This is a genomic window from Pseudomonas sp. PDM22 (assembly GCF_014851965.1).
Classification (GTDB): Bacteria; Pseudomonadota; Gammaproteobacteria; order Pseudomonadales; family Pseudomonadaceae; genus Pseudomonas.
Genome location: NZ_JACVAR010000001.1, coordinates 892,423 through 919,225 on the forward strand (window position 1 = coordinate 892,423; position 26,803 = coordinate 919,225).

At 66.5% G+C, this 26,803-nt stretch carries 24 protein-coding genes; 18 read left to right on the forward strand and 6 right to left on the reverse strand.

Going from position 1 to position 26,803, the window contains the following annotated elements:
- The first annotated feature begins 48 nt into the window (after positions 1–48).
- From IB255_RS04330 to IB255_RS04395, 14 genes are all read left to right on the forward strand, one after another.
- A complete protein-coding gene (locus IB255_RS04330) occupies positions 49–1,482 on the forward strand; it encodes an alginate export family protein (RefSeq protein ID WP_139791480.1) in 1,434 nt (477 codons plus the stop codon).
- Positions 1,483–1,586: 104 nt separating this feature from the next.
- Complete coding sequence (algG, locus tag IB255_RS04335) at positions 1,587–3,254, forward strand: mannuronan 5-epimerase AlgG (protein ID WP_081516174.1); 1,668 nt, start codon at positions 1,587–1,589, stop codon at positions 3,252–3,254.
- Positions 3,255–3,264: 10 nt separating this feature from the next.
- Entirely contained in the window at positions 3,265–4,677 is a 1,413-nt protein-coding gene (locus IB255_RS04340; RefSeq protein WP_081516176.1) for an alginate O-acetyltransferase, read from the forward strand.
- Between the two features lie 36 nt (positions 4,678–4,713).
- Positions 4,714–5,829, forward strand: coding sequence for a mannuronate-specific alginate lyase (locus IB255_RS04345; protein ID WP_151189732.1), 1,116 nt, complete (start codon positions 4,714–4,716; stop codon positions 5,827–5,829).
- A gap of 384 nt (positions 5,830–6,213) precedes the next feature.
- On the forward strand, positions 6,214–7,776 hold the full coding sequence (locus IB255_RS04350; RefSeq protein ID WP_081516178.1) for an MBOAT family O-acyltransferase: 1,563 nt from the start codon (positions 6,214–6,216) through the stop codon (positions 7,774–7,776).
- 11 nt (positions 7,777–7,787) lie between these two features.
- On the forward strand, positions 7,788–8,984 hold the full coding sequence (locus IB255_RS04355; protein ID WP_081516180.1) for an alginate O-acetyltransferase: 1,197 nt from the start codon (positions 7,788–7,790) through the stop codon (positions 8,982–8,984).
- Positions 8,985–9,079: 95 nt separating this feature from the next.
- A complete protein-coding gene (locus IB255_RS04360) occupies positions 9,080–9,730 on the forward strand; it encodes an alginate O-acetyltransferase AlgF (protein WP_081516438.1) in 651 nt (216 codons plus the stop codon).
- Positions 9,731–10,014: 284 nt separating this feature from the next.
- Positions 10,015–11,457, forward strand: a complete 1,443-nt coding sequence (locus IB255_RS04365; RefSeq protein ID WP_081516182.1) for a mannose-1-phosphate guanylyltransferase/mannose-6-phosphate isomerase — start codon at positions 10,015–10,017, stop codon at positions 11,455–11,457.
- 251 nt (positions 11,458–11,708) lie between these two features.
- On the forward strand, positions 11,709–12,173 hold the full coding sequence (locus IB255_RS04370; RefSeq protein WP_081516184.1) for a multidrug transporter: 465 nt from the start codon (positions 11,709–11,711) through the stop codon (positions 12,171–12,173).
- A 60-nt stretch (positions 12,174–12,233) separates the two neighbouring features.
- On the forward strand, positions 12,234–13,064 hold the full coding sequence (locus IB255_RS04375; protein WP_192209825.1) for an SDR family oxidoreductase: 831 nt from the start codon (positions 12,234–12,236) through the stop codon (positions 13,062–13,064).
- On the forward strand, positions 13,061–13,414 hold the full coding sequence (locus tag IB255_RS04380) for a hypothetical protein (protein WP_081516188.1): 354 nt from the start codon (positions 13,061–13,063) through the stop codon (positions 13,412–13,414). The genes IB255_RS04375 and IB255_RS04380 overlap by 4 nt, the downstream gene beginning before the upstream one ends.
- Entirely contained in the window at positions 13,414–13,800 is a 387-nt protein-coding gene (locus IB255_RS04385) for a hypothetical protein (RefSeq protein WP_081516190.1), read from the forward strand. Before IB255_RS04380 ends, IB255_RS04385 begins: the two co-directional genes overlap by 1 nt.
- Positions 13,801–13,885: 85 nt before the next feature.
- Entirely contained in the window at positions 13,886–14,557 is a 672-nt protein-coding gene (locus tag IB255_RS04390; RefSeq protein ID WP_081516192.1) for a tyrosine-protein phosphatase, read from the forward strand.
- A gap of 74 nt (positions 14,558–14,631) precedes the next feature.
- Positions 14,632–15,519: a TIGR01459 family HAD-type hydrolase gene (locus IB255_RS04395; RefSeq protein WP_081516194.1), complete on the forward strand. Its 888-nt coding sequence runs from the start codon at positions 14,632–14,634 to the stop codon at positions 15,517–15,519.
- Positions 15,520–15,636: 117 nt separating this feature from the next.
- Here IB255_RS04395 and IB255_RS04400 read toward each other — a convergent pair whose 3' ends face one another.
- A complete protein-coding gene (locus IB255_RS04400) occupies positions 15,637–16,170 on the reverse strand; it encodes a hypothetical protein (RefSeq protein ID WP_081516196.1) in 534 nt (177 codons plus the stop codon).
- Positions 16,171–16,393: 223 nt separating this feature from the next.
- Between IB255_RS04400 and IB255_RS04405 the strand changes: the two genes are divergently transcribed.
- Positions 16,394–16,636, forward strand: coding sequence for a hypothetical protein (locus IB255_RS04405; RefSeq protein ID WP_081516198.1), 243 nt, complete (start codon positions 16,394–16,396; stop codon positions 16,634–16,636).
- 113 nt (positions 16,637–16,749) lie between these two features.
- Positions 16,750–18,426, forward strand: coding sequence for a SulP family inorganic anion transporter (locus tag IB255_RS04410; RefSeq protein ID WP_318652745.1), 1,677 nt, complete (start codon positions 16,750–16,752; stop codon positions 18,424–18,426).
- A gap of 60 nt (positions 18,427–18,486) precedes the next feature.
- Here the strand turns inward: IB255_RS04410 and IB255_RS04415 are convergent, their stop codons facing one another.
- The 4 genes from IB255_RS04415 to IB255_RS04430 are packed head-to-tail and all read right to left on the reverse strand — an operon-like array spanning position 18,487 to position 23,298.
- Positions 18,487–19,386 carry an HlyD family secretion protein gene (locus IB255_RS04415; protein ID WP_081516201.1) on the reverse strand — a complete coding sequence of 300 codons (900 nt, stop codon included), beginning with the start codon at positions 19,384–19,386 and terminating at the stop codon, positions 18,487–18,489.
- A 13-nt stretch (positions 19,387–19,399) separates the two neighbouring features.
- Complete coding sequence (locus IB255_RS04420; protein WP_081516439.1) at positions 19,400–19,600, reverse strand: DUF1656 domain-containing protein; 201 nt, start codon at positions 19,598–19,600, stop codon at positions 19,400–19,402.
- Between the two features lies 1 nt (position 19,601).
- A complete protein-coding gene (locus IB255_RS04425) occupies positions 19,602–21,803 on the reverse strand; it encodes an FUSC family protein (RefSeq protein ID WP_081516202.1) in 2,202 nt (733 codons plus the stop codon).
- Position 21,804: 1 nt separating this feature from the next.
- Positions 21,805–23,298 carry an efflux transporter outer membrane subunit gene (locus IB255_RS04430; RefSeq protein ID WP_081516203.1) on the reverse strand — a complete coding sequence of 498 codons (1,494 nt, stop codon included), beginning with the start codon at positions 23,296–23,298 and terminating at the stop codon, positions 21,805–21,807.
- A 309-nt stretch (positions 23,299–23,607) separates the two neighbouring features.
- On the opposite strand from IB255_RS04430, the gene IB255_RS04435 reads away from it, so the two are divergent.
- Positions 23,608–24,543: a LysR family transcriptional regulator gene (locus IB255_RS04435; RefSeq protein WP_081516204.1), complete on the forward strand. Its 936-nt coding sequence runs from the start codon at positions 23,608–23,610 to the stop codon at positions 24,541–24,543.
- A 206-nt stretch (positions 24,544–24,749) separates the two neighbouring features.
- Positions 24,750–25,724 (forward strand): 2-hydroxyacid dehydrogenase, encoded by a 975-nt coding sequence (locus tag IB255_RS04440; RefSeq protein ID WP_081516205.1) that lies wholly within the window; start codon positions 24,750–24,752, stop codon positions 25,722–25,724.
- Positions 25,725–25,826: 102 nt separating this feature from the next.
- Here the strand turns inward: IB255_RS04440 and IB255_RS04445 are convergent, their stop codons facing one another.
- Complete coding sequence (locus IB255_RS04445) at positions 25,827–26,720, reverse strand: DMT family transporter (RefSeq protein ID WP_081516206.1); 894 nt, start codon at positions 26,718–26,720, stop codon at positions 25,827–25,829.
- Between the last annotated feature and the right edge of the window lie 83 nt (positions 26,721–26,803).

A 26,803-nucleotide genomic window follows, 5' to 3' on the forward strand; every position in this document is an offset into this window, starting at 1 on the left:
CCGCGCGCTCTGGCTTCCGCTGTCCGCCGCGCCCGCCTGTTCCCCGCCATGCTCGGCGTCGGCCTGAGCCTCGCCGGCACCCTGTTCGGCAGCCTCGCCCATGCGGCAGAAGAGCCACCGAAGAACTTCGGCATCGACATCAAGGTGACCGCCGAATCCGAGGACGACCGTGACCTGGGCACCGCCCACGGCGGCGACCTCAATGGCCTCGGCCTGGACGTGCGCCCCTGGGCCTTCGGCCAGTGGGGCGACTGGAGCGCCTACACCATGGGCCAGGCGGTGACCGCCACCGACACCATCCAGACCGATACCCTGCAGGAGGACAACAGCGCCTCCAACGACTCCGACAACCAGGACGACGGCCGCGAGCGCGACGACAGCTACCTGGCCCTGCGCGAGTTCTGGGTCGACTACGCCGGCCTCACCCAGTATCCGGGCGAGCACCTGCGCTTCGGCCGCCAGCGCCTGCGCGATGACAGCGGAATGTGGCAGGACACCAACATCGAAGCGCTGAACTGGACCTTCGACACCACCCTGCTGCGCGCCCACGCCGGCGTCGCCCAGCGCTTCTCCGAGTACCGCACCGACCTCACCGAGCTGGCCCCCGAAGACAAGGACCGCACCCACTTCTTCGGCGACATCTCCACGCAATGGCTGCCCAACCACTGGGTCGGCCTGCGCCTGCACCACGCCGACGACAGCGGCCACCTGAAGGACCCGGGCGAAGAAGTCGATTCCCTCGACAAGACCTACACCGGCGACCTCACCTGGGTCGGCATCGAGGCCAACGGCGACGGCTACAACTACCGCTCGCAGATGCCGCTCAACTACTGGGCGAGCGCCACCTGGCTGACCGGCAACCGCGACCGCCTGACCAGCACCACCGTGGGTGACGACCGCATCGCCACCGGCAAGCAGAGCGGCGACGTCAACGCCTACGGCGTCGACCTCGGCCTGCGCTGGAACATCGACGAGCAGTGGAAGACCGGTATCGGCTACGCCCGTGGCAGCGGCGGCGGCAAGGATGGCGAAGACCAGTTCCAGCAGACCGGCCTTGAGAGCAACCGCTCCAACTTCACCGGCACCCGCTCGCGCGTGCACCGCTTCGGTGAGGCCTTCCGCGGCGAGCTCTCCAACCTCCAGGACGCCACCCTGTTCGGCGCCTGGCAGCTGCGCGACGACTACGACGCCAGCCTCGTGTACCACAAGTTCTGGCGCGTGGACGGCGACTCGGACATCGGCAACAGCGGCATCAGCGCGCCGATGGTCAACAACTCCAAGGACGTCGGCCAGGAAGTCGATCTGGTCGTCACCAAGTACTTCAAGCAGGGCCTGCTGCCGGCTTCCATGAGCCAGGCGATCGACGAGCCGTCGGCGCTGATCCGCTTCCGCGGCGGCGTATTCAAGCCCGGCGACGCCTACGGCAGCCACGTCGACTCGACCATGCACCACGCCTTCGTCGACGTGATCTGGCGCTTCTGAGGACTGTAGCGATGACCCTCCACCCGACTCCCAGACTTGCCTTGCACCGCCCCCGCGGCGCGGCCGGGTATCCGGTGGAGGTCCGCGCGCAAGGAGACACGGCCATGAACCGCCACCCGATACACGCCCTGCCGCTGACCGCATTGCTGCTCGGCGGCCTGCTCAGCGCCGGCGCACCGGCCTGGGCGGCGCAGCCCGCGGCCAAGGCCCAAGCCAGCGCCACCCACGCGAAGAAAGCCGAAGCCGGCAAGACCACCGAGGGTGAGAAGGCCCCGGAAGAACAGGCAAGCAGCGAGCCCGGCCATACCCAGACGCTGAAGGAGTCCGGCAACTACACCGTGACCGCCGCTCCCAGCGAGCCGCTGCACCTGGAGCCGCCCAAGCTGCCCGACCTCACCGGCTACACCGCCGAGGCGGTGGAGAAGAAGATCGAGCGCAACAAGCGCGGCAAGGCGCAGGTCCAGCGCATGGTCCAGCAGCAGCCGCTGAAGGAATTCACCGGCGGCAAGAACCGTCTCGCCGAGTGGGTGAAGCGCCAGCGCCAGATGCCCCAGGCAATCTTCATCGACGGCGGCTACGTCAACCTCGCGGAGCTGGCCGGCAAGCTGCCCAAGACCGCGCTGGAGCAGGTCGAACCGGGCGTCTACATCGCCCGCCTGCCCATCGTCGTCAGCCAGGGCGCGACCCTGGAGATCGACGGCAAGGTCAAGGAACTGCGCCTGTCCCAGGACCGCGGCGCGTTCCTGGTCAACGACGGCAAGCTGTTCGTGCGTGACACCAAGGTCACCGCGTGGAACGAGGCGAAGAAGGAACCGGCCTGGTACAAGACACCCAACGAGTTCCGCCCCTTCCTGATCTCCTGGGGCGGCGCCGAGGCCTACCTGGTGAACAGCCACTTCACCAGCTTCGGTTACAACGCCTCCAAGGCCTACGGCATTTCCATCTCGCAGTACAGCCCGGGCATGGACAAGACCATGAAGCGCCCGCGCCCCAAAGGCTGGGTCATCGGCTCGACCTTCGAGGACGCCTGGTACGGCTTCTACTGCTACGAGGCCGACGACCTGGTGGTACGCGGCAACACCTACAAGAACAACATCGTCTACGGCATCGACCCGCATGACCGTTCGCATCGCCTGATCATTGCCGAGAACACCGTCTACGGGACCAAGAAGAAGCACGGCATCATCGTTTCCCGTGAGGTCAACGACAGCTGGATCATCCACAACAAGACCTACGACAACCACCTCTCCGGGATCGTCCTCGACCGTAATTCCGAGCGCAACCTGGTGGCCTACAACGAGGTGTACCGCAACCACTCCGACGGCATCACCCTCTACGAGTCGGGCGACAACCTCATCTACGGCAACCAGGTGCTGGCCAACCTGCGCCACGGCATCCGCATCCGTAACAGCGTGAACATCCGCCTGTACGAGAACCTCGCGGCCGGCAACAAGCTGATCGGCGTCTACGGCCACATCAAGGACCTGTCCGACACCGACCGCAACATCGACCTCGACCCCTTCGACACCAAGGTCTCGCTGATCGTGGTCGGCGGCAAGCTGGCCGGCAACGGCTCGGGCCCGCTGTCGGTGGATTCACCGCTGTCGCTGGAGCTCTACAAGGTGGCCATGCTCGGCCCGACCAAGTCCTCCGGCATCTCCTTCAACGGCGTGCTCGGCGAGAAGCAGGACCAGATCCTGGACCTGCTGGTGCGCCAGCAACGCGCGGTGCTGATCGACCCCGTCGAAAGCCAGGCCGAACTGCAGAATTGAGGACCGACACATGAACAAACTGACCATCAACCTGCTGCGCCTGTCGGGCCTCACCGCCGCCCTGCTGCTCGCCCACCAGGCCAGCGCCGCCGACGCGCCGAGCTACTCCGCGCAGCCGGCTGCCGGGCTGTGCCCCACTGCCGCCAACAACGCGGCGTACAACACCAAGTACCTGGGCTTCTTCACCCACCTGGTGCCGGCCCAGGAAGACTGGCTGTTCCGTACCACCTACGACCTGCGCACCGACTTCGGCACCAGCGCCGAAGGCTGGCGCGAGCTCAAGCAACTGCGCGACGAACTCAAGCGCAAGGGCATCGACCTGGTCGTCGTCTACCAGCCCACCCGTGGCCTGGTGAACCGCGAGAAGCTCAACCCGCAGGAGAAGGCCAGCTTCAACTTTGACCTGGCCAGGCAGAACTACCAGGCGACCATCGCCCAGTTCCGCAAGGCCGGCATCTACACCCCGGACTTCTCGCCGCTGTTCGACGAGAAGGAAGAGCACCCGTACTACTTCAAGGGCGACCACCACTGGACCCCGTACGGCGCCATGCGCAGCGCGAAGATCGTCGCCGAGACCCTGAAGGAAATCCCCGCCTACAACGACATTCCCAAGAAGGAATTCGAGAGCAAGCGCGTCGGCCTGCTGTCCAAGCTGGGCACCTTCCACAAGGCCGCCGCGCAACTGTGCGGCAGCAGCTACGCGCCCCAGTACGTCGACCGCTTCGAGACCGAGCCGGTGGGCGACTCCGGCGGCGGCGACCTGTTCGGTGAAGGCGGCGATGCCCAGGTCGCGCTGGTGGGCACCTCCAACAGCGGCCCGGCCTACAACTTCGCCGGCTTCCTGGAGCAGTACGGCAAGGTCGACATCCTCAACAACGCCGTGTCCGGCGGCGGCTTCGACAGCTCCCTGCTGGCCTACATGACCAGCAAGGAATTCCACGACAAGCCGCCGAAGATCCTCATCTGGGAATTCGCCACCCACTACGACATGGCGCAGAAGAGTTTCTACCGCCAGGCCATGCCGCTGGTGGACAACGGCTGCGCCGACGGCAAGCCGGCGATCAGCCGCAAGGTCAAGCTGCACGCGGGCAGCAACGAGGTGCTGCTCAACAGCGGCGCCCTGCCGATCCGCTCGGGCAGCTACACCGCCGACGTCACCTACTCCGACCCCGGCGTGCACGAACTCAAGAACACCATCTGGTACATGAACGGTCGTCGCGAGCAACTGAAGATCGAGCAGTCCAAGGCCGTGGATACCGGCGGACGCTACGTCTTCGAACTGCGCAACGACGAGGACTGGTCGAACCAGCAGTTCCTCTCCCTGGAGATCGAGGCGCCGGACGACATGCCGGCGGGCCTGGAAGTCGAGGCCAAGCTCTGTCAGACGCCCAAAGCCAAGTCGGCCGACGTGGCCGCCAACTGACGCGAGGGAGTGAATTCCATGCCCAGCCTACGCAAGATCAAGACCCCCGTGGTCGCCCGCATCGGCCTGACCATCGCCGTGCTCGGCGCCCTGTTCGGTGGCGAGAGCGCCACCTACGCGGCCGACCTGATGCCGCCACCGGGCTACTTCTCCGCCGTCGGCGACAAGGGCAGCAAGAAGGACGCCGACCGCTGCCCCACCGCGCCGACGCCGTACACCGGCAGCCTGCAGTTCACCAGCAAGTACAAGGGCTCGGACTCGGCACGCTCCACCCTGAATGCGGATGCGGAGAAAGAGTTCCGCAGCCAGATCAAGGACATCACCGACATGGAGCGCGGCGCCACCAAGCTCATCACCCAGTACATGCGCAGCGGCAACAAGGGCGACCTGGACTGCGCGATGAGCTGGCTGGGCTCTTGGGCACGGGCGAATGCATTGGAAAGCAGCGACTACAACCACACCGGCAAGTCCATGCGCAAATGGGCACTGGGCAGCCTGTCGTCCTCCTACATGCGCCTGAAGTTCTCCAGCAGCCGCCCGCTGGCCTCCTACGCCGAGCAGTCGAAGGAGATCGAGAACTGGTTCAGCACCCTGGGCAGCCAGGTGGTGCGCGACTGGAGCGACCTGCCGCTGAAGAAGATCAACAACCACTCCTACTGGGCCGCCTGGTCGGTGATGTCCACCGCCGTGGTGACCAACCGCCGCGACCTGTTCGACTGGTCCGTGCAGGAGTTCAAGGTCGCCGCCAACCAGGTGGACAACGACGGCTACCTGCCCAACGAACTCAAGCGCCGCCAGCGTGCCCTGTCGTACCACAACTACTCGCTGCCGCCGCTGACCATGATCGCCGCCTTCGCCCAGGTGAACGGCGTCGACCTGCGCCAGGAAAACAACGGCGCCCTGCAGCGCCTGGCCAACCGCGTGATGCAAGGCGTGGACGACCAGGACGCATTCGACGAGAAGACCGGCAACGACCAGGACATGGGCGACCTGAAGGAGAACAGCAAGTTCGCCTGGCTGGAACCCTACTGCGCGCTCTACAGCTGCGCGCCGAAGACCCAGGACTGGAAGAAGAAGATGGAGCCGTTCAACAGCTTCCGCCTGGGGGGTGAAGTGACCAAGGTTTTCAACCGTCAGGGGGCGGGGAGCTGAAGCAGCGCTCGTCTCCTTGAAAGCGGAACTCCCGTAGGGCGCATAACCGCTTGCGGTTATCCGCCGAAGGATCTGGCACGAAACCACGGCGGATAACGCTTCGCGTTATTCGCCCTACCAGAGCAGAGCGGCAACACCGAGCCATCCGACAACACCGGACGGCCCCCTCTCCCTCTGGGAGAGGGCTGGGGTGAGGGCAAGCCCTCGCTCCGAAGCAACGGCAACACCACCCGACCCACGCAATAAAGACGCGGGCGGGCGTAACAGATTGAGCACCACATGGGGAGGAATTGGCGGGTTGCCCCGGCCTTTCCTCAGGGCGTCGCGAAGACGCCGGAAGGTCCGGAGCCACTCAAGGTTTGAAGCTCCAGAGAGAGACGCGGAATGGTCTTTTCTTCCAACGTGTTCCTGTTCCTGTTCCTGCCGGTCTTCCTCGGCCTGTACTACCTGAGCGGGAACCGCTACCGGAACCTCCTGTTGCTGGTCGCCAGCTACATCTTCTACGCCTGGTGGCGGGTGGACTTCCTCCTGCTGTTCGCCGGCGTGACCGTCTTCAACTACTGGATCGGCCTGCGCATCGGCGCCGCCGGTGTCCGGACCAAGGCTGCCCAGCGCTGGCTGCTGCTCGGCGTGGTGGTCGACCTGTGTGTGCTGGGCTACTTCAAGTACGCCAACTTCGGCGTGGAAAGCCTCAACGAGATCATCACCTCGTTCGGCATGCAGCCCTTCGTGCTGACCCACATCCTGCTGCCCATCGGCATCAGCTTCTACACCTTCGAATCGATCAGCTACATCATCGACGTGTACCGCGGCGACACCCCGGCCACGCACAACCTGATCGACTTCGCGGCGTTCGTGGCGATCTTCCCGCACCTGATCGCCGGCCCCGTGCTGCGCTTCAAAGACCTGGTCGACCAGTTCAACCACCGCACCCACACCGTCGACAAGTTCGCCGAAGGCTGCACCCGCTTCATGCAGGGCTTCGTCAAGAAGGTGTTCATCGCCGACACCCTGGCCGCGGTGGCCGACCACTGCTTCGCCCTGCAGGACCCGACCACCGGCGATGCCTGGCTCGGCGCGCTGGCCTACACCGCGCAGCTGTACTTCGACTTCTCCGGCTACAGCGACATGGCCATCGGCCTCGGCCTGATGATGGGCTTCCGCTTCATGGAGAACTTCAACCAGCCCTACATCAGCCAATCCATCACCGAGTTCTGGCGGCGCTGGCACATCAGCCTGTCCACCTGGCTGCGCGACTACCTGTACATCAGCCTGGGCGGTAACCGCGGCACCACCTTCCAGACCTACCGCAACCTGATCCTCACCATGCTGCTGGGCGGCCTGTGGCATGGCGCCAACGTCACCTACATCATCTGGGGCGCCTGGCATGGCGTGTGGCTGGCCATCGAACGTGCCCTGGGCGTGAACGCCGCGCCGCGCGTGCTCAATCCGCTGAAGTGGGTGTTCACCTTCCTGCTGGTGATCGTCGGCTGGGTGATCTTCCGCGCCGAGAACCTGCACGTGGCCTGGCGCATGTACGAAGCCATGTTCAGCTTCGGCGACTGGAAGCTCTCCGAGCTCAACCGCGCCAGCCTCACCGGCCTGCAGGTCGGCACCCTGGTGATCGCCTACCTCGTGCTCGCCTTCTTCGGCCTGCGCCAGTTCTACAACCAGCCGATGCAGAGCAAGGCGCCCAAGGCCGCCGCGAAGACCGAACAGGTCGACGCCGACGGCCCGGCCAGCGCCCAGCCGCGCACTCCGGCCATGGCCCAGCAGGACCCGGCGGCGATCGCCTACTCGCCCAGCGGCGCCGCCGTCTACCAGCAGCACTGGATGACCCAGCTGCCGGTACTGGCCACCCGCATCGCCCTGCTCCTGCTGTTCGCCGCCTCGGTGCTCAAGCTCTCGGCGCAGAGCTACTCGCCGTTCCTCTACTTCCAGTTCTGAGCGAGGCAATCATGTCAGTAGAAACCAAGAGAATCGCCAGGCCCCTCCAGTACGCCTACATCGCCGCCTTCGGCGGGATGCTGCTGGGCCTCGCCGGCTGGTCGCTGAAGGCCTTCCCCAGCTTCTCCGCCGCCGAGGGCACCACAGTACTCAACGGCAAGCTGGCCCACGCCTTCGAAGGCCACTACGACGACGAATTCCCCATCAAGCGCCTGGGCACCAACCTCTGGGCCGCATTGGACTACACCGTCTTCGACGAAGGCCGCCCCGGCGTGGTGATCGGCAAGGACGGCTGGCTGTTCACCGATGAAGAGTTCAAGCCCGCGCCCACCCAGCAGCAACTGGAAGACAACTGGGCGCTGGTGCGCGGCGTGCAGCAGGAGCTGGAGCGCCGTGGCGTGAAGCTGGTGCTGGCGATCATCCCGGCCAAGACCCGTCTGTATCCCGAGTACGTCGGCAAGGAACAGCCGGCTGCCCTGCACGCCTCGCTCTACGAAGACTTCCTGCAGCGCGCCCGCCAGGCCGGCATGGCCGCGCCCGAGCTGCTGGAGACGATGGAAAAGGCCAAGGACAACGGTCAGGTCTTCCTGCGCACCGACACCCACTGGACCCCGCTGGGCGCCGAAGCCGTGGCCCAGCGCCTGGGCGAAAGCATCCGCGCCGGCCAGGGTGCCGACCTGCCGACCCAGAGCTTCGTCACCGAGGCCGGCAAGAGCGGAGCGCACAAGGGCGACCTGCTGACCTTCCTGCCCCTGGACCCGCTGTTCACCAACCTGCTGCCTGAAGAAGACCAGTTGCAGCAGCGCCAGACCCACCCGGCCGAGGAAACCGCCGGCTCTGCCGACTCCAGCGACAGCGGCGGCGGCGACCTCTTCGGCGACAGCGCCCAGCCGCAGGTCGCCCTGGTCGGCACCAGCTACAGCGCCAATGCGCGCTGGAACTTCGCCGGCGCCCTCAAGCAGGCGCTCTCGGCGGATGTCATCAACTACGCCAAGGAGGGCAAGGGCCCCCTGGAACCGATGCTCGAACTCCTGCAGGACGAAGGCTTCAAGCAGAAGCCGGCGCAACTGCTGGTCTGGGAATTCCCCGAACGCTACCTGCCGATGCACAGCGACCTGAGCCAGTTCAACCCGGACTGGGTGGCGCAATTGCGGGCAGCGGGCAGCCGCGACGAACGCCTGGCATCCAACCAGGCCGCAGCACACTGATCCAACGAACCCACGGCGCACCGAGCGCTGAACGGGGCACCACCCGTGCCCACAAGAGAAAGTAGACGGAGGTACACCCCATGAACCGACTGAGCATGAACCGACTGAGCATTCGCACCCTGAAGTCGTCCGCCCTCGCACTGGCCCTGGGCGCCGCATCCTTCGGCGCCTTCGCCGGCGGTGAAGGCGCGCTGTACGGCCCGCAGGCTCCCAAGGGCTCCACCTTCGTGCGGGCCTACAACGCCGGCAGCGGCGAGCTGTCCGTCAGCGTCGGCAACGCCACCCTCAACGACATCTCGCCGCTGGGCTCCAGCGACTTCAAGTTCCTTCCGCCGGGCAACTACACCGCCAAGGTCGGTACCCAGAGCCTGCCGGTGAAACTCGACCCGGACGCCTACTACACCCTCGTCAGCCAGCCCGGCGGCCAGCCGCGCCTGGTGCCCGAGCCGCCGTTCAAGAACAAGCAGAAGGCCCTCGTCCGCGTACAGAACCTCAGCGGCAAGGCCCTCACCCTGAAGACCGCCGACGGCAAGACCGAAGTGGTCAGCAACGTCGCCCCGCAAAGCCACGGCGACCGCGAGATCAACCCGGTGAAAGTGAACCTGGCGCTGTTCGACGGCGCGAAGAAGGTCAGCGACCTCAAGCCCGTCACCCTCGAGCGCGGCGAAGTGGTCTGCCTCTACGTCACCGGCGACAGCGGCAAGCTGAACCCGGTGTGGGTCAAGCGCCCGGTCAAGGCGGACTGATCCATGCGCCGGCGGATGCTGCACTGCCACTCCCATCCGGAGTGCGGACGAGGCGCCACACCTTCCGCCGGCACGAACTGCCTGCCCTTCCCTCGGGGAGGGTCCTGGGGCGCACCGGCAACTGACGCGCCCCGCTCCACCCAGAACAACAAGACCGGCCCAGCACCGGCAGAAGAACCCGTGCGCCGCAACGACGGCAAGCACAGGAGAGGTCACCCAAACCGCACGCCGGCCCGCATGACGTGGTCCGGCCAACAGAACGCAAACGCTTTAGGAGAAAACCGATGATCCCAGTAATCCTTTCCGGTGGCAGCGGCTCGCGACTCTGGCCTCTTTCGCGCAAACAGTATCCCAAGCAGTTCCTGGCCCTGACCGGCGAGCACACCCTGTTCCAGCAGACCCTGGAGCGCCTGGTGTTCGAAGGCATGGAGCCGCCGGTGGTGGTGAGCAACCAGGAACACCGTTTCATCGTCCAGGAGCAGCTCGAAGCGCTGGACCTGAAAACCCAGTCGATCCTCCTCGAACCTTTCGGCCGCAACACCGCCCCGGCGGTCGCCATCGCCGCCATGAAGCTCATGGCCGAAGGCCGTGACGAACTGCTGCTGATCCTCCCGGCCGACCATGTGATCGAAGACCAGCGCGCCTTCCAGCGCGCCCTGGCACTGGCCACCAACGCCGCCGAAAAAGGCGAGATGGTGCTCTTCGGCGTCCCCGCCGATCGTCCGGAAACCGGCTACGGCTACATCAAGTCCGGCGACGAGCGCGGCCTGCCGGACGGCGTCATCCGCGTCGAGCGCTTCGTCGAGAAACCCGATGAGGCCCGTGCCCAGCAGTTCGTCGAGGAAGGCGGCTACTTCTGGAACAGCGGCATGTTCCTGTTCCGCGCCAGCCGCTTCCTGGAAGAACTGAAGAAACACGACGCCGACATCTACGACACCTGCCTGCTCGCCCTCGAGCGCAGCCAGCACGACGGCGACCTGATCAACATCGACGCCGCCACCTTCGAGTGCTGCCCGGACAACTCCATCGACTACGCCGTGATGGAAAAGACCCGCCGCGCCTGCGTGGTGCCCCTGGCCGCCGGATGGAACGACGTGGGCAGCTGGTCGTCGATCTGGGAAGTCCACGACAAGGACGCCGACGGCAACGTCACGATGGGCGACGTGGTAGTGCACGACAGCCACAACTGCCTGGTGCACGGCAACGGCAAGCTGGTCTCGGTGGTCGGCCTGGAAGACATCGTGGTGGTCGAAACCAAGGACGCCATGATGATCGCCCACAAGGACCGCGTGCAGGACGTCAAGAAGGTGGTCAACCAGCTCGACGCCGCCGGCCGCAGCGAGACCCAGAACCACTGCCAGGTCTACCGTCCGTGGGGCTCCTACGACTCGGTGGACATGGGCGGCCGCTTCCAGGTCAAGCACATCACCGTCAAGCCGGGCGCGCGCCTGTCGCTGCAGATGCACCACCACCGCGCCGAGCACTGGATCGTCGTCTCCGGCACCGCCCAGGTGACCTGTGACGACAACACCTTCCTGCTCACCGAGAACCAGTCCACCTACATCCCGATCGCCTCGGTCCACCGCCTGGCCAACCCCGGCAAGATCCCGCTGGAGATCATCGAAGTGCAATCGGGCAGCTACCTGGGCGAAGACGACATCGAGCGTCTGGAAGACGTCTACGGCCGTACGACCGAGAACGTGGAGCTGCGCGCCGTCGTGCGCTGATTCCACGCGAGGATCCGGCGCTTCCCCCCATCAGCGCCAATGCCCCCGCACCTTTCGGTGCGGGGGCTTTTTTATGGGCGCCTGCCGAGGTACCTGCGTAGGGCGCATAACCCGGAACGGGTTATCCGCCGATACCTCGACGGCTGGGCAGGTTCGCGAGCAAGCTCGCTCCTACTAGAGCCGCACTACATCAACCCGCCCCACCCCGCCGCCTGCTAAGGTAATGCTCGATACCCCGCGCGGAGCGCTCCATGCTGTACGGCATCCTGCTGATCGTCACCTGGATCATCCTGCTGATCCGCTACCCCTCACGCGCCCTGCCGATCTCCGGCGCCGGGCTGGTCGGGCTGGCCTCGGTGATCGCCATCGCCATCTGGCAGGACAACAGCGACACCCGCCAGCTCCAGCACCTGGAACTGCGCATCGCCTACCAGCCCGAGCAGTGCCTGCCCGGCCGCCCGCTGGCCGTCAGCCTGAAGAACGGCGCCTCGCGCCCGCTGCTGGAGCTGCGCTGGAAAGTTGCCGCCTACCGCCCCGGCGACACCACCGACCTTGCCGAAAACCTCTACGAAGCCCCGCGCTACCGTGGCCCCGGCGCGCTGCTCGCCGGCGACAGCTGGAGCGACTGCCTGCCGCTGCCGCCCCTGCGCCCCGGCTACCGCGCCAGCACCCTGGAGTTCCGCGCCGAGCGGGTGAGCGGCCGCTTCGGTAACTGATTCACCTGCCCCGCACATTCCGGTACGGTAGTCCCGCCCACAGACAAGGACTGCCAGACCATGCCCCAACCCGTCGCCCTCATCACCGGATGCTCCAGCGGTATCGGCCGCGCCCTCGCCGATGCTTTCCAGGCCGCCGGCTACCAGGTCTGGGCTACCGCCCGCCGCGATGAAGACGTCGCCGCACTCGGCCAGGCGGGATTGCGTGGCGTGCTGCTGGACGTCAACGACGAGCCCGCCGTCGAGCGACTCGCCGAGCTGCTGCAGCGCGAAACCGGCGGCCTCGATGTGCTGATCAACAACGCCGGCTACGGCGCCATGGGCCCGCTGCTGGACGGCGGCAGCCAGGCGATCCGCCGGCAGTTCGAAACCAACGTGTTCGCCGTGGTCGGCGTCACCCGCGCACTGTTCCCGGCGCTGCGGGCGCGGCGCGGGCTGGTGGTGAATATCGGCAGTGTGTCCGGTGTGCTGGTCACGCCCTTCGCCGGTGCCTACTGCGCATCGAAGGCGGCGGTGCACGCGCTCAACGACGCTCTGCGCCTGGAGCTGGCGCCCTTCGGCATCGAGGTGATGGAAGTGCAGCCCGGCGCCATCGCCTCCAACTTCGGCGCCAACGCCAGCCGCGAGATGGCCGCGGTGGTCAGCGAAAACTCCGCCTGGTGGCCGTTGCGCCAATTCATCCAGGCGCGCGCCGCGGCCTCCCAGGACAAACCCACGCCGGCCAGCGACTTCGCCCGCGAACTGCTGGCCGCCGCGCAGAATTCCCCGCGCCCGCGCCTGCTGCGCATCGGCAACGGCAGCCGGGCCCTGCCGCTGCTCTCGCGCTGGCTGCCCACCGGCCTGCTGGACAAGGTGCTGAAGAAGCGCTTCGGCCTCGACGGCTCGCTATGAAGCACTTCCTCTTCCGCATCGCCCGCATCCTCCTGCCGTTCCTTGTGCTGCAACTGGCCGTGGCCATTGGCGTGACGGCCTACCGGGGCGAACTGAGCACAGGGGCCCTATGTGAAACCACGATCTACGTCGGCTTCGCCTGTTGCGCGCTGGCCGCGCTGATGTTCAAGGGCGCCAACGACAGTGCCGGCCTGCTGCGCAATCGCGAGGTGATGAGCGCCGCCGCCACCTCGAGTCGCCTGTGGCAGGGCCTGATGGCGGATCTCGCCGATGGCCGCGCCTTCGCCATCGCGCTGATGGCCAGCAGCGCGCTTCTATTCGCCGGTGCCTACTGGCTGAAGGGGTTCTGATGACTTACCCGATTCGCTACCTCGCCCTTGCCGGCATCTTCGCCGCCTTCTTCCTCAACGTCGTGGCGCGCGGGCTGCTGCGGGTTGGTGGTGTGCCGGCGACCTTGCTGGTGGCTGCGGTGATCGCTGCCGCCATGGCCTTCTGGTTCGCCCGCCGGCACAAGCGGCTGGCGCAGACCGGCGAGCGCTGGCGGCTGACCGCGCTGTACGGCAGTGGGTTGGCAGTGCTCTACGCCATCCTCGTCGGCATGGCGGCGTGGAAGAACACACCCAGCCCGGCGGCGCTGCTGATCTATGCGCTGAACTACCTGTGCTATCCGCTGTGCGTCTGGTGGTTCTTCCGCCCCGGCGTGCTGGTGCGCTTCCTGCCCGCCGAACGACGCTGAGCAGGCTTCACGCTTTCTTCACCTGCTTTTCATCCGGGCACAACCGGCCCCTCCCTAAGGTGACGCGGACCTTAGAGGAGTCCCCATGTCCCTGCCTTCGATTTTTCGTGGCGCCATCGCCGCCGCCCTGCTGAGCACTGCAATGCTGGGCATCAGCCCGCTTGCCCTGGCCGCTGGCGAGACGCAGGCCGACTGGGCCCGGCCGGTGGACAAGTCGTTCAACCTCTACCAGATGTCGCCAACCCTCTACCGCAGCGCCCTGCCCAGCAGCGCCGACCTGCCCGAGCTGCAGCGCCTGCAGGTGAAGACCGTGGTGAGCTTCATCAAGGACGATGATCGCGAATGGATCGGCCAGCACGACATGCAGGCAGTCAGCTTCCCGACCCACGCTGACCGCGTCGACGACGCCGACGTGCTGGAGGTCCTGCGTATCCTGCAACAGGCCGAACAGAACGGCCCGGTGCTGATGCACTGCAAGCACGGACGTGACCGTACCGGCCTGTTCGCCGCCATGTACCGCACGGTGATCCAGGACTGGAGCAAGGAAGACGCGCTCAAGGAGATGGTCCAGGGCGGCTACGGCGCCGAAGACGACATGACGGACGCCATCGCCTACGTACAGAAGGCCGATATCGGCAAGCTGCAACAGGCCCTGGCCAGCGGCGAGTGCAGCACCTCGGCCTTCGCCGGTTGCCAGCTCAAGGGCTGGCTGGCGGACACCTTCGGCGAGGACCGTCCGCCGCACCCGGCGCACTGATCGGCTTATCTGTCACACCGTCATGGCGAGAGTGCGCTAACGTGGGCGCACTCCCACCGTTTTACAGGCAAGCCATGACCACCTCCCGCTTCAGTGCCGTCACCCACACCCGCTACATCGACCACGCCGGCCTGGATGCCTTCTGCGCCGACTACGACGGCTTCCTGCTCGACCTCTGGGGCGTGCTGATCGACGGCGTCGACGTTTTCCCCGGCGCCCTCGACTGGCTCGCCCGCCGCGCCGCCGAAGGCAAACCGGTGTGGTTCCTCAGCAATGCTTCGCGCAGCGTCCCGGAAATGGCCGACACCCTGGTGCGCCTGGGCGTCTCCCGCGAGCTGTTCGCCGGCATCACCACCTCCGGCCAGTTGGCCATCGACGCCTTCACCCATGAGCGGGAATTCCAGCGCGGCGGCATCTACACCGTTGGCGTCGGCGACGCGCTGACCACCTGGCCGGCGGAGATCCGCGAGCGCTTCTGCGACGACATCCACGCCGCCTCGCTGATCCTCGGCGTCGGCAGCTTCCCGCAGCACGAACTGGAGGAGCGCTTCGCCCCGTTGCGCGGCGCCACCGACAAACCCTTCCTTTGCGCCAACCCGGACCGCGTGGTGGTGTCCGGCGGCCAGACGGTGTTCGGCGCCGGTCGCCTGGCCGAAGCCTTCGCCGAGGAAGGTGGCAGCGTCCACTGGTACGGCAAACCCGATCCGTCAGCCTTCCGCATCGCCCAGCGGCAGCTGGAAGCGCGCGGCGCGAAGCACATCCTGTTCGTCGGCGATTCGCTGGTGACCGACGTGCCCGGCGCGCTGGCCGCACGCATCGATACGCTGTGGCTGGCGTCCACCGGCATCCATCGCCAGGCGCTGGGCGTGCCCTTCAACGGCGAACTGGACCCGGAGAAAACCAACGCGCTGCTCGATGGCTACCCGGTTCGTCCGCACTTTGCTGCGCCGGGGCTGGTCTGACGGCCTGCCCTGACCGGGGCACGAACATCGACTGCGGGCCCCACCGCCCCTGCCACCGAAATTGCTCGTGACCGATTCCGCCCGTTGGACTCAGGCGGAACCGGCCGAGGTGGGAAGTCAGTCGATGGCCGAGGTGGGCAGCGCGGAAACCTTGGGCTTGGCGCCGAGTCGCGCAAGCAAAGTGAGCAGCGCCACCTCACCCGCCAGCAGGATGCCGCCGCCGATCACGATCAGCCCGCTGATTGCCAGCGGCGGCTCGGCCAGGTGGGTCGCCAGGGCGACGGTGAGGAAGACAAAAGCGCTGTGATTGATGAACAACGGCGCGAACAGGCCGCCGCAGAAAATGATGTAGACACCGACGAACAGGACGATGCCCGTCGCCAGGATCGGGTCCATGAGCGTCTTGAGCAGGCCGATGGCAACGACGATGCCCCAGGCCAGCCAGACGCCGGTCACCGCCCCGCAGAGAATGCCGGGTATGCGCTGGGTGTCCTTGTTATAGACGCTGAACAGGATGGCGCAGAAGAACGGCGCCCAGATCGCCTTGAAGCCCAGGATCACCCCGACGATCGCGACACCGACCACCCAGGCCACCAGGACGGCGGCATCGAAGAAAACCTTGGGACGGATTTGTGGCGTTTGCTCACTCATGACCTTGCCTCTCCTTAGTCTTTGTTCTTATGTCATTTTCAACTGCCGTATCGAGCTGCACAGCGAGACCGCGCGGTCCAGCCTAATGATCCAGATCGGGTCGACAATCGCTCGAACGAACTACTGCACCGCAATTCGAACAGTCCCGGAAAGCCGGCCGGTTGTTCGCACCTTTGTCCGGTCCCACAGGTCTCAAGCAGCACAGCCCTGTGGGAGTGCCCGAATGCCACTGATCGACCTGCTGCAATGGCCAGCCATGCTGGTCACCGTCCTCGCCGCCTGGCTGGTCGGCTCCCGCGAGCGCAAACGGCGAAAGATCGGTTTCTGGGTGTTCCTCGCCAGCAACGCGCTGTGGATCGTCTGGGGAATTCCGGCCAAGGCCTATGCGCTGGTGCTGCTGCAGCTGTGCCTGGCGGCGATGAACATTCGCGGCAGCTACAAGAACCGCCAGCGCGGTGACGCCTGACGGAATGCCGCGAAGACTCCGATAGGCCCTTGGGAAGTCGCCCGCTGTTCGCCAGCCGGCGCCATTGCTCGAATGCCCTACCAAACTCCAGGTAGAGCACCATGGCGTCTCCCGTGAAACTCCTCCAGGGCATTCGCCCCATTACCCGCAAAGGCGCGCTGCGCGACGCGCTGGCCGGTATCTCGCTGGCGGCGATGGACATCCCCCAGCTACTCGGATACGCACGCATCGCCGGGATGCCGGCAGTCACCGGGCTGTACACCGCGCTGCTGCCGCTGCTGGCCTTCGCCTTCGTAGGCTCCTCGCGGCATCTGGTGGTCGCGGCGGATTCGGCCACCGCGACTATCTTTTCCGGCCATCTCGCCAGCCTGGCACCCGTTGGCAGCCCGCAGTACATCGCCCTGGCCGGCACTGTCGCGCTGCTGACCGCCGGCATGCTGCTGATCGCCCGGCTGCTCAGGCTGGGCTTTCTCGCCGACTTCCTGTCGCGTACGGCACTGACCGGCTTTCTGGTCGGCGTCGGTGCACAGGTAGCGCTGTCGATGGGCGGTGACATGCTGGGTATCGTCGTGCCCGCCTCGACGGCCGGCGAGAAAGCCGTGTTCCTTGCCGGCCATATCGGCCAGGCGCATCTCCCCACCGCCGCCATCGCAGTCTCACTGGTAGCGCTCCTGCTGGCGGCCAGGCAATGGCTGCCCAACTGGCCGCTCCCCTTGCTGGCCATGGTCGGCTGCATTGCCGCCAGCGCCGCCTTCGACTTTGCCGGGCACGGTATCAGCGTGCTCGGCCCGATTGCCGGAGGCCTGCCAAGCCTGTCGCTGCCCGCGCTGGGCTGGCGTGATGTTCGGGAGCTGCTGCCGATCGCCGGCGCCTGCTTCATCATGATCGTCGCCCAGAGTTCAGCAGCCGCCCGCGTCTACGCCGACCGCCACAGCGAGTGCGACGACGAGAACGCCAACATCCTCGGACTGGCGGCCGCCAACACGGCAGCTGCCTTCAGCGGCACCTTCGTGGTCAACGGCAGCCCGACCCAGACAGCCATGGCCGAACAGGGCGGCTCGCGCAGCCAGGTGGCGCAACTCAGCTTCGCCCTGATCGTGGCCCTGGTGGCGCTGTTTCTCTGCCAGTGGCTGCAGTACCTGCCGCACTGCGTGCTGGCCGCCGTGGTGTTCACCATCGCGATCGGCCTGATCGACCTGAAGACCCTGCTGGCCATGCGCACGGAAAGCCCGCTGGAATTCCGCATGGCCCTGCTCACGGCCGCCACCGTGCTGATGGTAGGAGTCGAGCAGGGCATCCTGCTGGCCATGACCCTATCGCTGGCGCATCACGTACGCCGCAGCTACCGCCCGCACACCCTGATGCTGGAACCGGACGCCGACGGACGCTGGCTACCGGTGCCGGTACAGATCGGCAAGCAGACGGCGCCTGGGCTGATCGTCTATCGCTTCGGCGCCGACCTGTTCTACGCCAATGACAGCTTCTTCACCCAGCAGGTCATCGCCTTGGTGGAGCGGGCACCCGCCGGATTGCGCTGGTTCGTGGTGGATGCCGGCGCCATCACCGGGCTGGACTACTCCGCCGCACGTTCGCTGGCCGATCTCTGCGAGCGCCTGCGCAAACAGGGTGTGACCCTGGTGTTCGGCCGCGCCAACCGCTTCCTGCGGGCCGACATGAAGCGCCACAACGTGGCGCGCATCATCGGCCACCGGAACATCCTGCCCACCCTGCATCGGGCACTGGCCGTCGCCGGGGTCTCGGAACAGGGCGCCGTGGCCGGTGTGGTGTAAAGGCGGCACCAAGAAACGAAAACGGGAGCCGAGGCTCCCGTTTTCATTCATCCACTCAGATCACTGCGCAGCCGCGCCGTCGGAGTGTTCCGCGTTGCGGCTCTGCGGGTTGACGATCACCGTGGCGGTGATGCCCGCTGCCAGCAGGACGCCTTCGGGCACGTCGTCGATGTGGATGCGCACCGGCACGCGCTGGGCCAGGCGCACCCAGTTGAAGGTCGGATTGACGTCGGCCACCAGCTCGCGGCTTTCCGGGTTGTCGCGGTCGTAGATGGCGCGGGCGATGCTCTCGACATGGCCCTTCAGGCGCTCGCCGCTCATCAGTTGCAGCTCGGCCGGGTCACCGACGCGGATGTGCGGCAGCTTGGTCTCTTCGAAGTAGCCGTAGATCCAGTAGGAGTTCTCGTCGACCACGGCCATCTTCGCCTCGCCCACGCGGGCGTAGTCGCCACGGTGCACGTTGAGGTTGGTCACGTAGCCGTCTACCGAGGCCCGCACCTGGGTGCGTTCCAGGTTCAGCTTGGCGGCGTCCAGCGCGGCCAGGGCCTGCTGGTAGTCGGCCTCGGAGGCAGCGGCGGTGTTGCTGGCGTCGTCCAGGCTCTCGCGGGAGACGACTTCCTCGTCCATGGCGCGGCGGCGCTTGGCGTTGAGCAGGCGCATCTGCAGGGTGGCCTTGCGCGAGTCGACCAGGGCCTGGGCCTGCTTCACGGCGATCTGGTAGTGGTCCGGATCGATCTGCATCAGCAGGTCGCCCTTCTTCACCTGCTGGTTGTCGCGCACCGGCACGTCGACCACCACGCCGGAGACGTCGGCGGCGACGTTGATGATGTCGGCGCGCACCCGGCCGTCGCGGGTCCAGGGCGTATCCATGTAGTTCACCCAGAGGGCGCGGCCGATCAACGCGGCGACCGCCAGGATGATCAGGGTCGCCAGCAGGCTGATGATGGATTTGAGAGTCATGGGTGCACGCTCGTTACTTATAGATAGTGAGAGACAGGCCGCCGAACAGGCAGGCGAACAGGCACACGCGGAACAGCGCCGGGTGCCAGGTGAAGCGGTACAGGCCGATGGAGGCGAAGATGCGGTCGATGCCCCAGCAGATCACCGCGGCAACGAGGAACATCAGGGTCAGGGTCGGCATGTAGACCCCGTGGAACGCGATCTCGCGGGGCAGGTCAGGCAACATGGGTCGATCTTCCAGAAGAGGTTTCGCCATCGCGCAGCGGCGACTGCGGGTCGAGCAGGCTGCTGCGGATGAAGTGCAGGTAGCTGAGCACGCGGCGCAGCGGCGAGCTTTCGAAGTCCGGGGCGCGAGGCTCGTCGGTGGTCCTGACGCAGTCGATGGCCTGCTCGACGGCGGCCAGGGCGCGCTCGCGATTGGCCTGCCCGGGTTTGACGAACAGGCGGATCAGCGCGCGGCCCATGGCGCGAATCGACTGCCGCCAGGGCGACGATTGCGCGTAGCAGGCCTCGTCTGGCAGGTTCTCCTGCTCGACGCGCAACTCGATGATCGAATGGCCGATCTCCAGCACCACGAAGGTCCAGCGCAGCAGGCGGCGTTGCATCAGCGGGCTGCGCGCGGCGACGCCGTAAGCCTGGTTGAGCAGGTCGCGGGTGCCGCTCTCGAAGGACGAGACGAGGCCGTCGAGCTTGCCGCTGATGGCTTCCACCACGCGCAGGCGCAGGTCCTTCTCCAGGCGGCGCCACAGCCAGGCGCTGGTCGGCGGCATGATCACCGCGGCGACCACGGCCGCCAGGCTCTGCGAGATCACCAGGGCGATGTACTCGTTGAGCATGCGGCCCGGATCGTAGACGGTGAGGTTTGCCGGAATTGCCCCGAAGCTGAAGAACACCAGCAGGCCCAGGCCGTAGCCGGCGTACTTGGGCTTGATCGAGAAGAACGCGCCCACCGCGAACACCGGCGCCAGGGCGAAGGCCAGCAGCGGGAAGCCGTCCAGGTGCGGGAACACGAAGAAGGTTTCCGAGAAGCCGAGGATGGCCGCGAAGAAGGTGCCCACGGCCATCTGCATGGCCATCTTCGCCGGGTCCGGCGCGGCCGATACCAGCGCGGCGACGGCGGCGGCGTTGAGCACGAAGGTGCTGCCGCTGGGCCAGGCGGTCTCGATCCAGAAGATGCCGAACACCAGCACCATCAGCGCGGTGCGCCCGCCGGCCACCAGCGAGGCAACCAGGTTGGCCTTGGGCGAGAAGCCGTGTTTCCAGTTCTCCCTTTCGTGCTTGTGCGCGGCCAGGGAGGCGTGGGTCAGGGCGTAGTTGTAGAGGTCGTCGGCCAGGCGGTAGAGCAGCTCGCCGGCGGTGTTGTAGTCCAGCAGCGCGGACGGATCGTCCTGCTCATCCAGCAGTTGCGCGCGACCGGAGCGGATGCGTTGCATCATCCGCGTGCGGTGGCTTTCCAGCTGGGCGGCGAGGCGCTCGGCGTCGCGGTCGGTGACCGACTGGCCGCGCCACGGGGCGAGCACCTGGGCCAGTTCGTCCAGGCACGGCTGCAGCGCACGCAGCACGGCCTCGGCTTCCTGCGCACGCAGGCGCGAGAGCAACTGGTGCAGCGCGTGATAGCGGGTGGTGAGGACCATGAACTCGTTGTTCAGGCGCGACAGGCGGCCGGAACGCAGACGCATGTGCGGGTCTTCGAAACGGGTAACGCTGCGCAGCGCTTCCAGGCCCACGGCCTGGGAGGCGAAGGCCACGTTGGCGGCCTCGAACTTCGGCCGCTCGCCGCCGCCGAGGTTGTCCAGGACGAAGCCGGCGAAGGCGCCGAAACGCTGGTACAGCGCACTGCGCATGGCGGTGCTGGAGGTCTGCGGGAACAGCGTGGCGCTGACCACCATGGAACAGAGGATGCCGAGGCTGATTTCCAGCACACGCCAGATGGCCGACATGAACGCGGCTTCCGGATGCAGGGTGGCAGGCAGGCCGATCAGCGTCGCGGTGTAGCCGGCGAGGACGCAGGCGTAGGAGCGGAAGTCGCGGTAGCGCGCAGCGCCGACGGTGCACAGGCCGATCCACAGCGCCGAGACGAGCAGGAACAGCTCGCGCTGCTGGGCGAAGATGGCGATCAGCGCGACCATCACGGTCAGCCCGACCAGGCTGCCGAGAATCCGGTAGAAGCTCTTGGCGAACACCTGGCCGCTCTGCGGCTGCATGACGATGAACACGGTGATGGTCGCCGTGCTCGGCTGCGGCAGTTCCAGGCGCATCGCCAGCCACAGGGTCAGCAGCGCGGCGAGCAGCACCTTGGCGATGTACACCCAGGTGACGCCGTCACTGCGGCCCCACTCCAGCAGCGCCCGACGCAGGGCGTCCAGCGGCGCCAGCTGGCGGGTGGCGGTGCTGCCGTTGAAGGAATCGCCGGCCATCTCAGCGCTCGCTGGCCGCGCGGACGTCGACGGTCTCGGGGACCATCTTCGCCTCTTTCGGGCCTTCCTGCTTGTCCATCAGGCCGCCGCCCAGGGCGACGACGAGTCCGGCATGGGTAGCCAGGCGCGCGGCGCGCACCTGCTGCTCCACCAACTGCTGCTGGAACAGCCGGGTCTGCGCGTTGAGCACGTTGAGGTAGTCGGTCAGGCCGCCACGATAGGCCTTGGTGGCGATGTCGTAGGTGCGCTGGGCCGAGGCCACGGACTTGGCGGCGAAGCCTTCCTGCAGCTCCATGGAGTGCATGCGGATCAACTGGTCGGAGATGCCCTTGAGGGCGTTGACCAGGGTCTGGTTGTACTGCGCCACGGCGGCATCATAGCCGGCGGATTCCTGGCTCAGCTGCGAACGGCGACGCCCGCCGTCGAAGATCGGCAGGGAGATGGCCGGGCCGACGCCGTAGGTGAATTTCTCGGCGTTGAGGAACTCCAGCACGCCGCCACCGACGGCGCTGTAGCCGATGCTCGCGACCAGGTCGACGTTGGGGTAGAACTCGGCGCGGGCGACATCCACACCCTTGGCTTGCGCAGCGACTTTCCAGCGGCTGGCGACCACGTCCGGGCGGTGGCCGAGCAATTCCATCGGCAGCTTGCTCGGCAGCCCCGGCCCTTCGGCGAGCTTCAGGCTCGGCCGCTGGATCGAGGTACCGGCGCCGGGGCCCTTGCCGGCCAGGGCAGCGATCTGGTTGCGGGTGAGCTGGATTTCCTCGTCCACCGCCTCGATCTTGCGTTCGGTTTCCGGCAGCGGGACTTCCGCCTGGCTGACTTCGAAGTGCGTGCCGATGCCACCGTCGAGGCGGCGCTGGGCCAGGGCCAGGATGCCCTGCTGCTGCGCCAGCATGGCCTTGCCGATGTCCAGCTTGGCGTACTGCAGCGACAGCTGGATGTAGGCGCGGACGATATTGCCCTCCAGCTCCAGCTGGGCCATGCGCGCCTCGGCGGCAGTCATCTTGGCGATGTTCACGTAGCGCTCGGTGTTGCTGCGCTCGCGGCCCCAGAGGTCCAGCGAATAATTGAAGCCCAGGGCGGCGTTGTTGTTGAACGTGGTGCTGTCGGCCAGATCGCCCGGGCCGTAGAAATAGTCGGTCGGCCAGCGGTGGCGGGTCAGCGAAGCGTCCACACCGATCTGCGGCGACTCGGCGGACTCGGCGATGCCGGCCATGGCCATGGCCATGCGCACCCGCGCCTCGGCCTGGGCCAGGGTCGGGCTGCCCTCCAGCGCGGTCTGCACCCAGGCATTCAACTGCGGATCGCCATAGGCGCGCCACCACTGCTCGGCCGGCCAGCCAGCTTCCTGGTTGGCGTGCGCGATGGCGGCGTCGGTGGCCAGCTCGGTGTCGCCCAGGCGTTGTTCCTGCGGGGCGATGCCGTTGGTGCTGATACATCCGGCGATTGTTGAAAAAATGACAAAGGAGCCGACGAACGTCAGTCCTTTCATGAGGTGACGCGACACGGTGGAGGTCCTGGAAGTGGTCTAGCTTTTCAGCGTGGGGCTTTTAAGCGTGGAGATGCCGGCAAAGCCAATGGCGGCGATTGAATTCTAGGGATGGGGAAGGGAACGGATAAGCCGGCTGATTTGTGATTGTTTATTACCGATAATGAAACAATGTGTGTCGCCATCCATGTGACAATAGGCCGCCCCCGCTCTGCTCCGCGCATTGCCACCCATCAAGGACATGCTGCCGGCGACGACGTATCGCTTCACTGCGTCGCCACCCGGGACAGACGCCCCACTGACGAGGCCCCAATGGACACACTGCAGACCATGCGTGCGTTCGCCTGTGTCGCGGAAACCGGCAGTTTCACCGCCGCCGCACAGCAGCTGAACACCACCACCGCCTACGTATCCCGCGCGGTCGCCAATCTGGAGTCCCACCTGCGGACCCGCCTGCTCAACCGCACCACCCGGCGGATCGCCCTCACCGAGGCTGGCCAGCGCTACCTGCTGCGCTGCGAGCAGATTCTCGCCTACGTCGAGGAAGCCGAAGCCGAGGCCAGCGACGCCCATGCCCGCCCCGCCGGCCGCCTGCGCGTACACTCGATGACCGGCATCGGCCAGCACTACGTGATCCGCGCCATCGCCAACTACCGCCAGTTGCACCCGGACGTGACCTTCGAGCTGACCATGGCCAACCGCGTGCCGGACCTGCTCGACGAGGGGTTTGACGTGGCCATCGTGGTTGCCTCCGAACTGCCCGACTCGGGCCTGGTATCCCAGCGTATCGGCGAGACCTACAGCATCCTCTGCGCCTCGCCCGACTACCTGGCCCGGCGCGGCACGCCGAAAACCCCGACGGAGCTGATGGACCACGATTGCCTGCGCCTGATCAGCCCGGTGCTGCCGCTGGACAAGTGGCTGTTCGACGGCCCCAACGGCCAGGAAATGATCACCCTCGGCCCCTCGCCCTTCCAGGTGAACGTCGGCGATGCCATGACCGAGGCCATCGGCTCGGGCATGGGCATCAGCGCCCTGCCCGTCTACTCGGCCATCGACGGCCTGCGCGACGGCTCGCTGGTGCGCGTGCTGCCGCACTACAAACTGCAGATACTCAACGTCTATGCGCTGTACCCGTCGCGACAGTATCTGGACGCAAAGATCAAGACCTGGGTCGCGTACCTGCGAGAAAATCTCCCCGGTGTGCTCCAGGCCGATGGCGCCGGGCTCGCCGATGTGGGACCCTGACCACCCTTTTCGTCGTGTTTCGCGGGCAAGCTCACTGTGTAACTCCTTACCCCGGTGTTCAGTGAGCTTGCCCGCGAACCCATCTTCTTCCCCGCCGCACACCACCCCACGTTCGATAATCGCCCGGCGCGCACGCAGGCCTTGCGCCGCTCTGGCTCGGCAATGGTAGGGTTAAGCCCCCTCCGCCTCCCTGCCGTCCGAGAGCCATGAAAAAGAATGTGTTTGTCTTCAGCCGCCTTGCCGCGGAACACCTCGACCGCCTGCGCAGCCAGTTCAACGTCACCGTGCTCGACCCCAAGCAGGGCGATGTCGACGCGCAGCTGGCCGCCGCCCTGCCGACCACCCACGGCATGATCGGCGTCGGCCGCCCGCTGGGCGAGAAGCAACTGGCCCAGGCCACCCAGCTGGAGGTCATCTCCAGCGTTTCGGTCGGCTACGACAACTACGACCTGAACTACCTGAACCAGCGCGGTATCCCGCTGACCAATACCCCGGACGTGCTGACCGAAACCACCGCCGACCTGGGCTTCGCCCTGATCATGGCCGCCGCCCGGCGCACCGCCGAGCTGGACGCCTGGACCAAGGCCGGGCAGTGGAAGCGCACCGTGGACGCCCAGCACTTCGGCGTCGACGTGCACGGCAAGAAGCTCGGCATCCTCGGCCTGGGCCGCATCGGCGCGGCCATCGCCCGTCGCGGCCACTTCGGCTTCAACATGGACATCCTCTACCACGGCAACAGCCGCAAGCCGGAGCTGGAACAGGCGTTCGGCGCGCGCTTCTGCGGTTTCGAGGAACTGCTGGGCGAGGCGGATTTCGTCTGTGTGGTGGTACCGCTGTCGGACAAGACCCGCAAGCTGATCGGCAAGCGTGAGCTGGAGCTGATGAAGCCCACCGGCATCCTGGTGAATATCGCCCGCGGCCAGGTGATCGACGAAGCCGCGCTGGTGGAAGCGCTGCAGGAGAAGCGCATCCTCGCCGCCGGCCTGGATGTCTACGAGAAGGAACCGCTGGCCGAGTCGCCGCTGTTCGCCTTGCCCAACGCCGTGACCCTGCCGCATATCGGCTCGGCCACCCACGAAACCCGCCAGGCCATGGCCGAGTGCGCGCTGGACAACTTCGAAGCCGCCCTGCGCGGTGAGCGGCCGAAGAACCTGGTCAATCCGCAGGCCTGGAAAGCCTGATGCGCTTTTCGTAGGGCGCATAACCTGGGACAGGTTATCCGCCGGCACCTCGGCGGCGGATAACGCTGGCGCGTTGTTCGCCCTACGAAGCTACGAGGAACATCACGCCCGCGCCGGCTGCAACACCGGCCTGGGCTTGCGGAACACCAGCACGTTACCCACCATCACCAGCCCCAGCCCGGCCAGCGCCGGCAGGCTCCACTGGTAGCCCTCGGCGAAGGCCGAGACGTTCAGCGCCACCACCGGGAACAGCACGGTGCAGTAGGCCGCACGCTCCGGTCCCATGCGCCCGACCAGCGTCAGGTAGGCGGTGAAGCCGATCACCGAGCCGGGGATCGCCAGGTACAGCAGCGACCAGACGTACTGCGGGCTGCTGTCGAAAGTCAGTGGCACACCCTGCACCAGACAGATCACCAGCAGGATCAGCGAGCCATAGAGCATGCCCCAGGCGTTGGTCGACAGCGGCCGCAGCCCGGCTTTCTGCTGCAGGCTCGACAGCAGGTTACCCGCCGAGAAACACAGCGTGCCGAGCAGCGCCAACCCCAGGCCGTAGAAGGTCTCCCGCGAGGCCTGATGCCCGGACAGCTCCGGCCAGAACAGCAGCGCCAACCCTGCCAGACCGAATGCGCCGCCGCCCAGGACGTTGGGCGCAATCCGCTGGCCGAAGAAAACCCGGGCATTCAGCGCGTTCCACAGCGTCGCGGTGGAGAACACCACGGCGACCAGCCCGCTGGGGATCCACTGGCTGGCGGTGTAGAAGCACAGAAAATTCACGCAGAACAGGCACAATCCCTGGGCGAAGCAGATTGCCTGCCCACGCCGTCCCAACGGCTGCAACCGGCGCGAAACCAGCAGCAGGGCGAACAGCACCAGCGCCGCCAGGCTGAAGCGATAGGCGATGGACAAAGGAATGGCGACCACGCCGACCTGCAACTTGATGGCGATCCAGGTCGTGCCCCAGATGAGCACGGTGAGCAGGTAGAGCGAGAGGTTCATGGCGGTCTCCGAAAATCCTACGGAAACAGTCTCCCGCCCGCCCCCGGCGCCGGCTTGCAGATTCTTGCGCTTATTGCGACAAC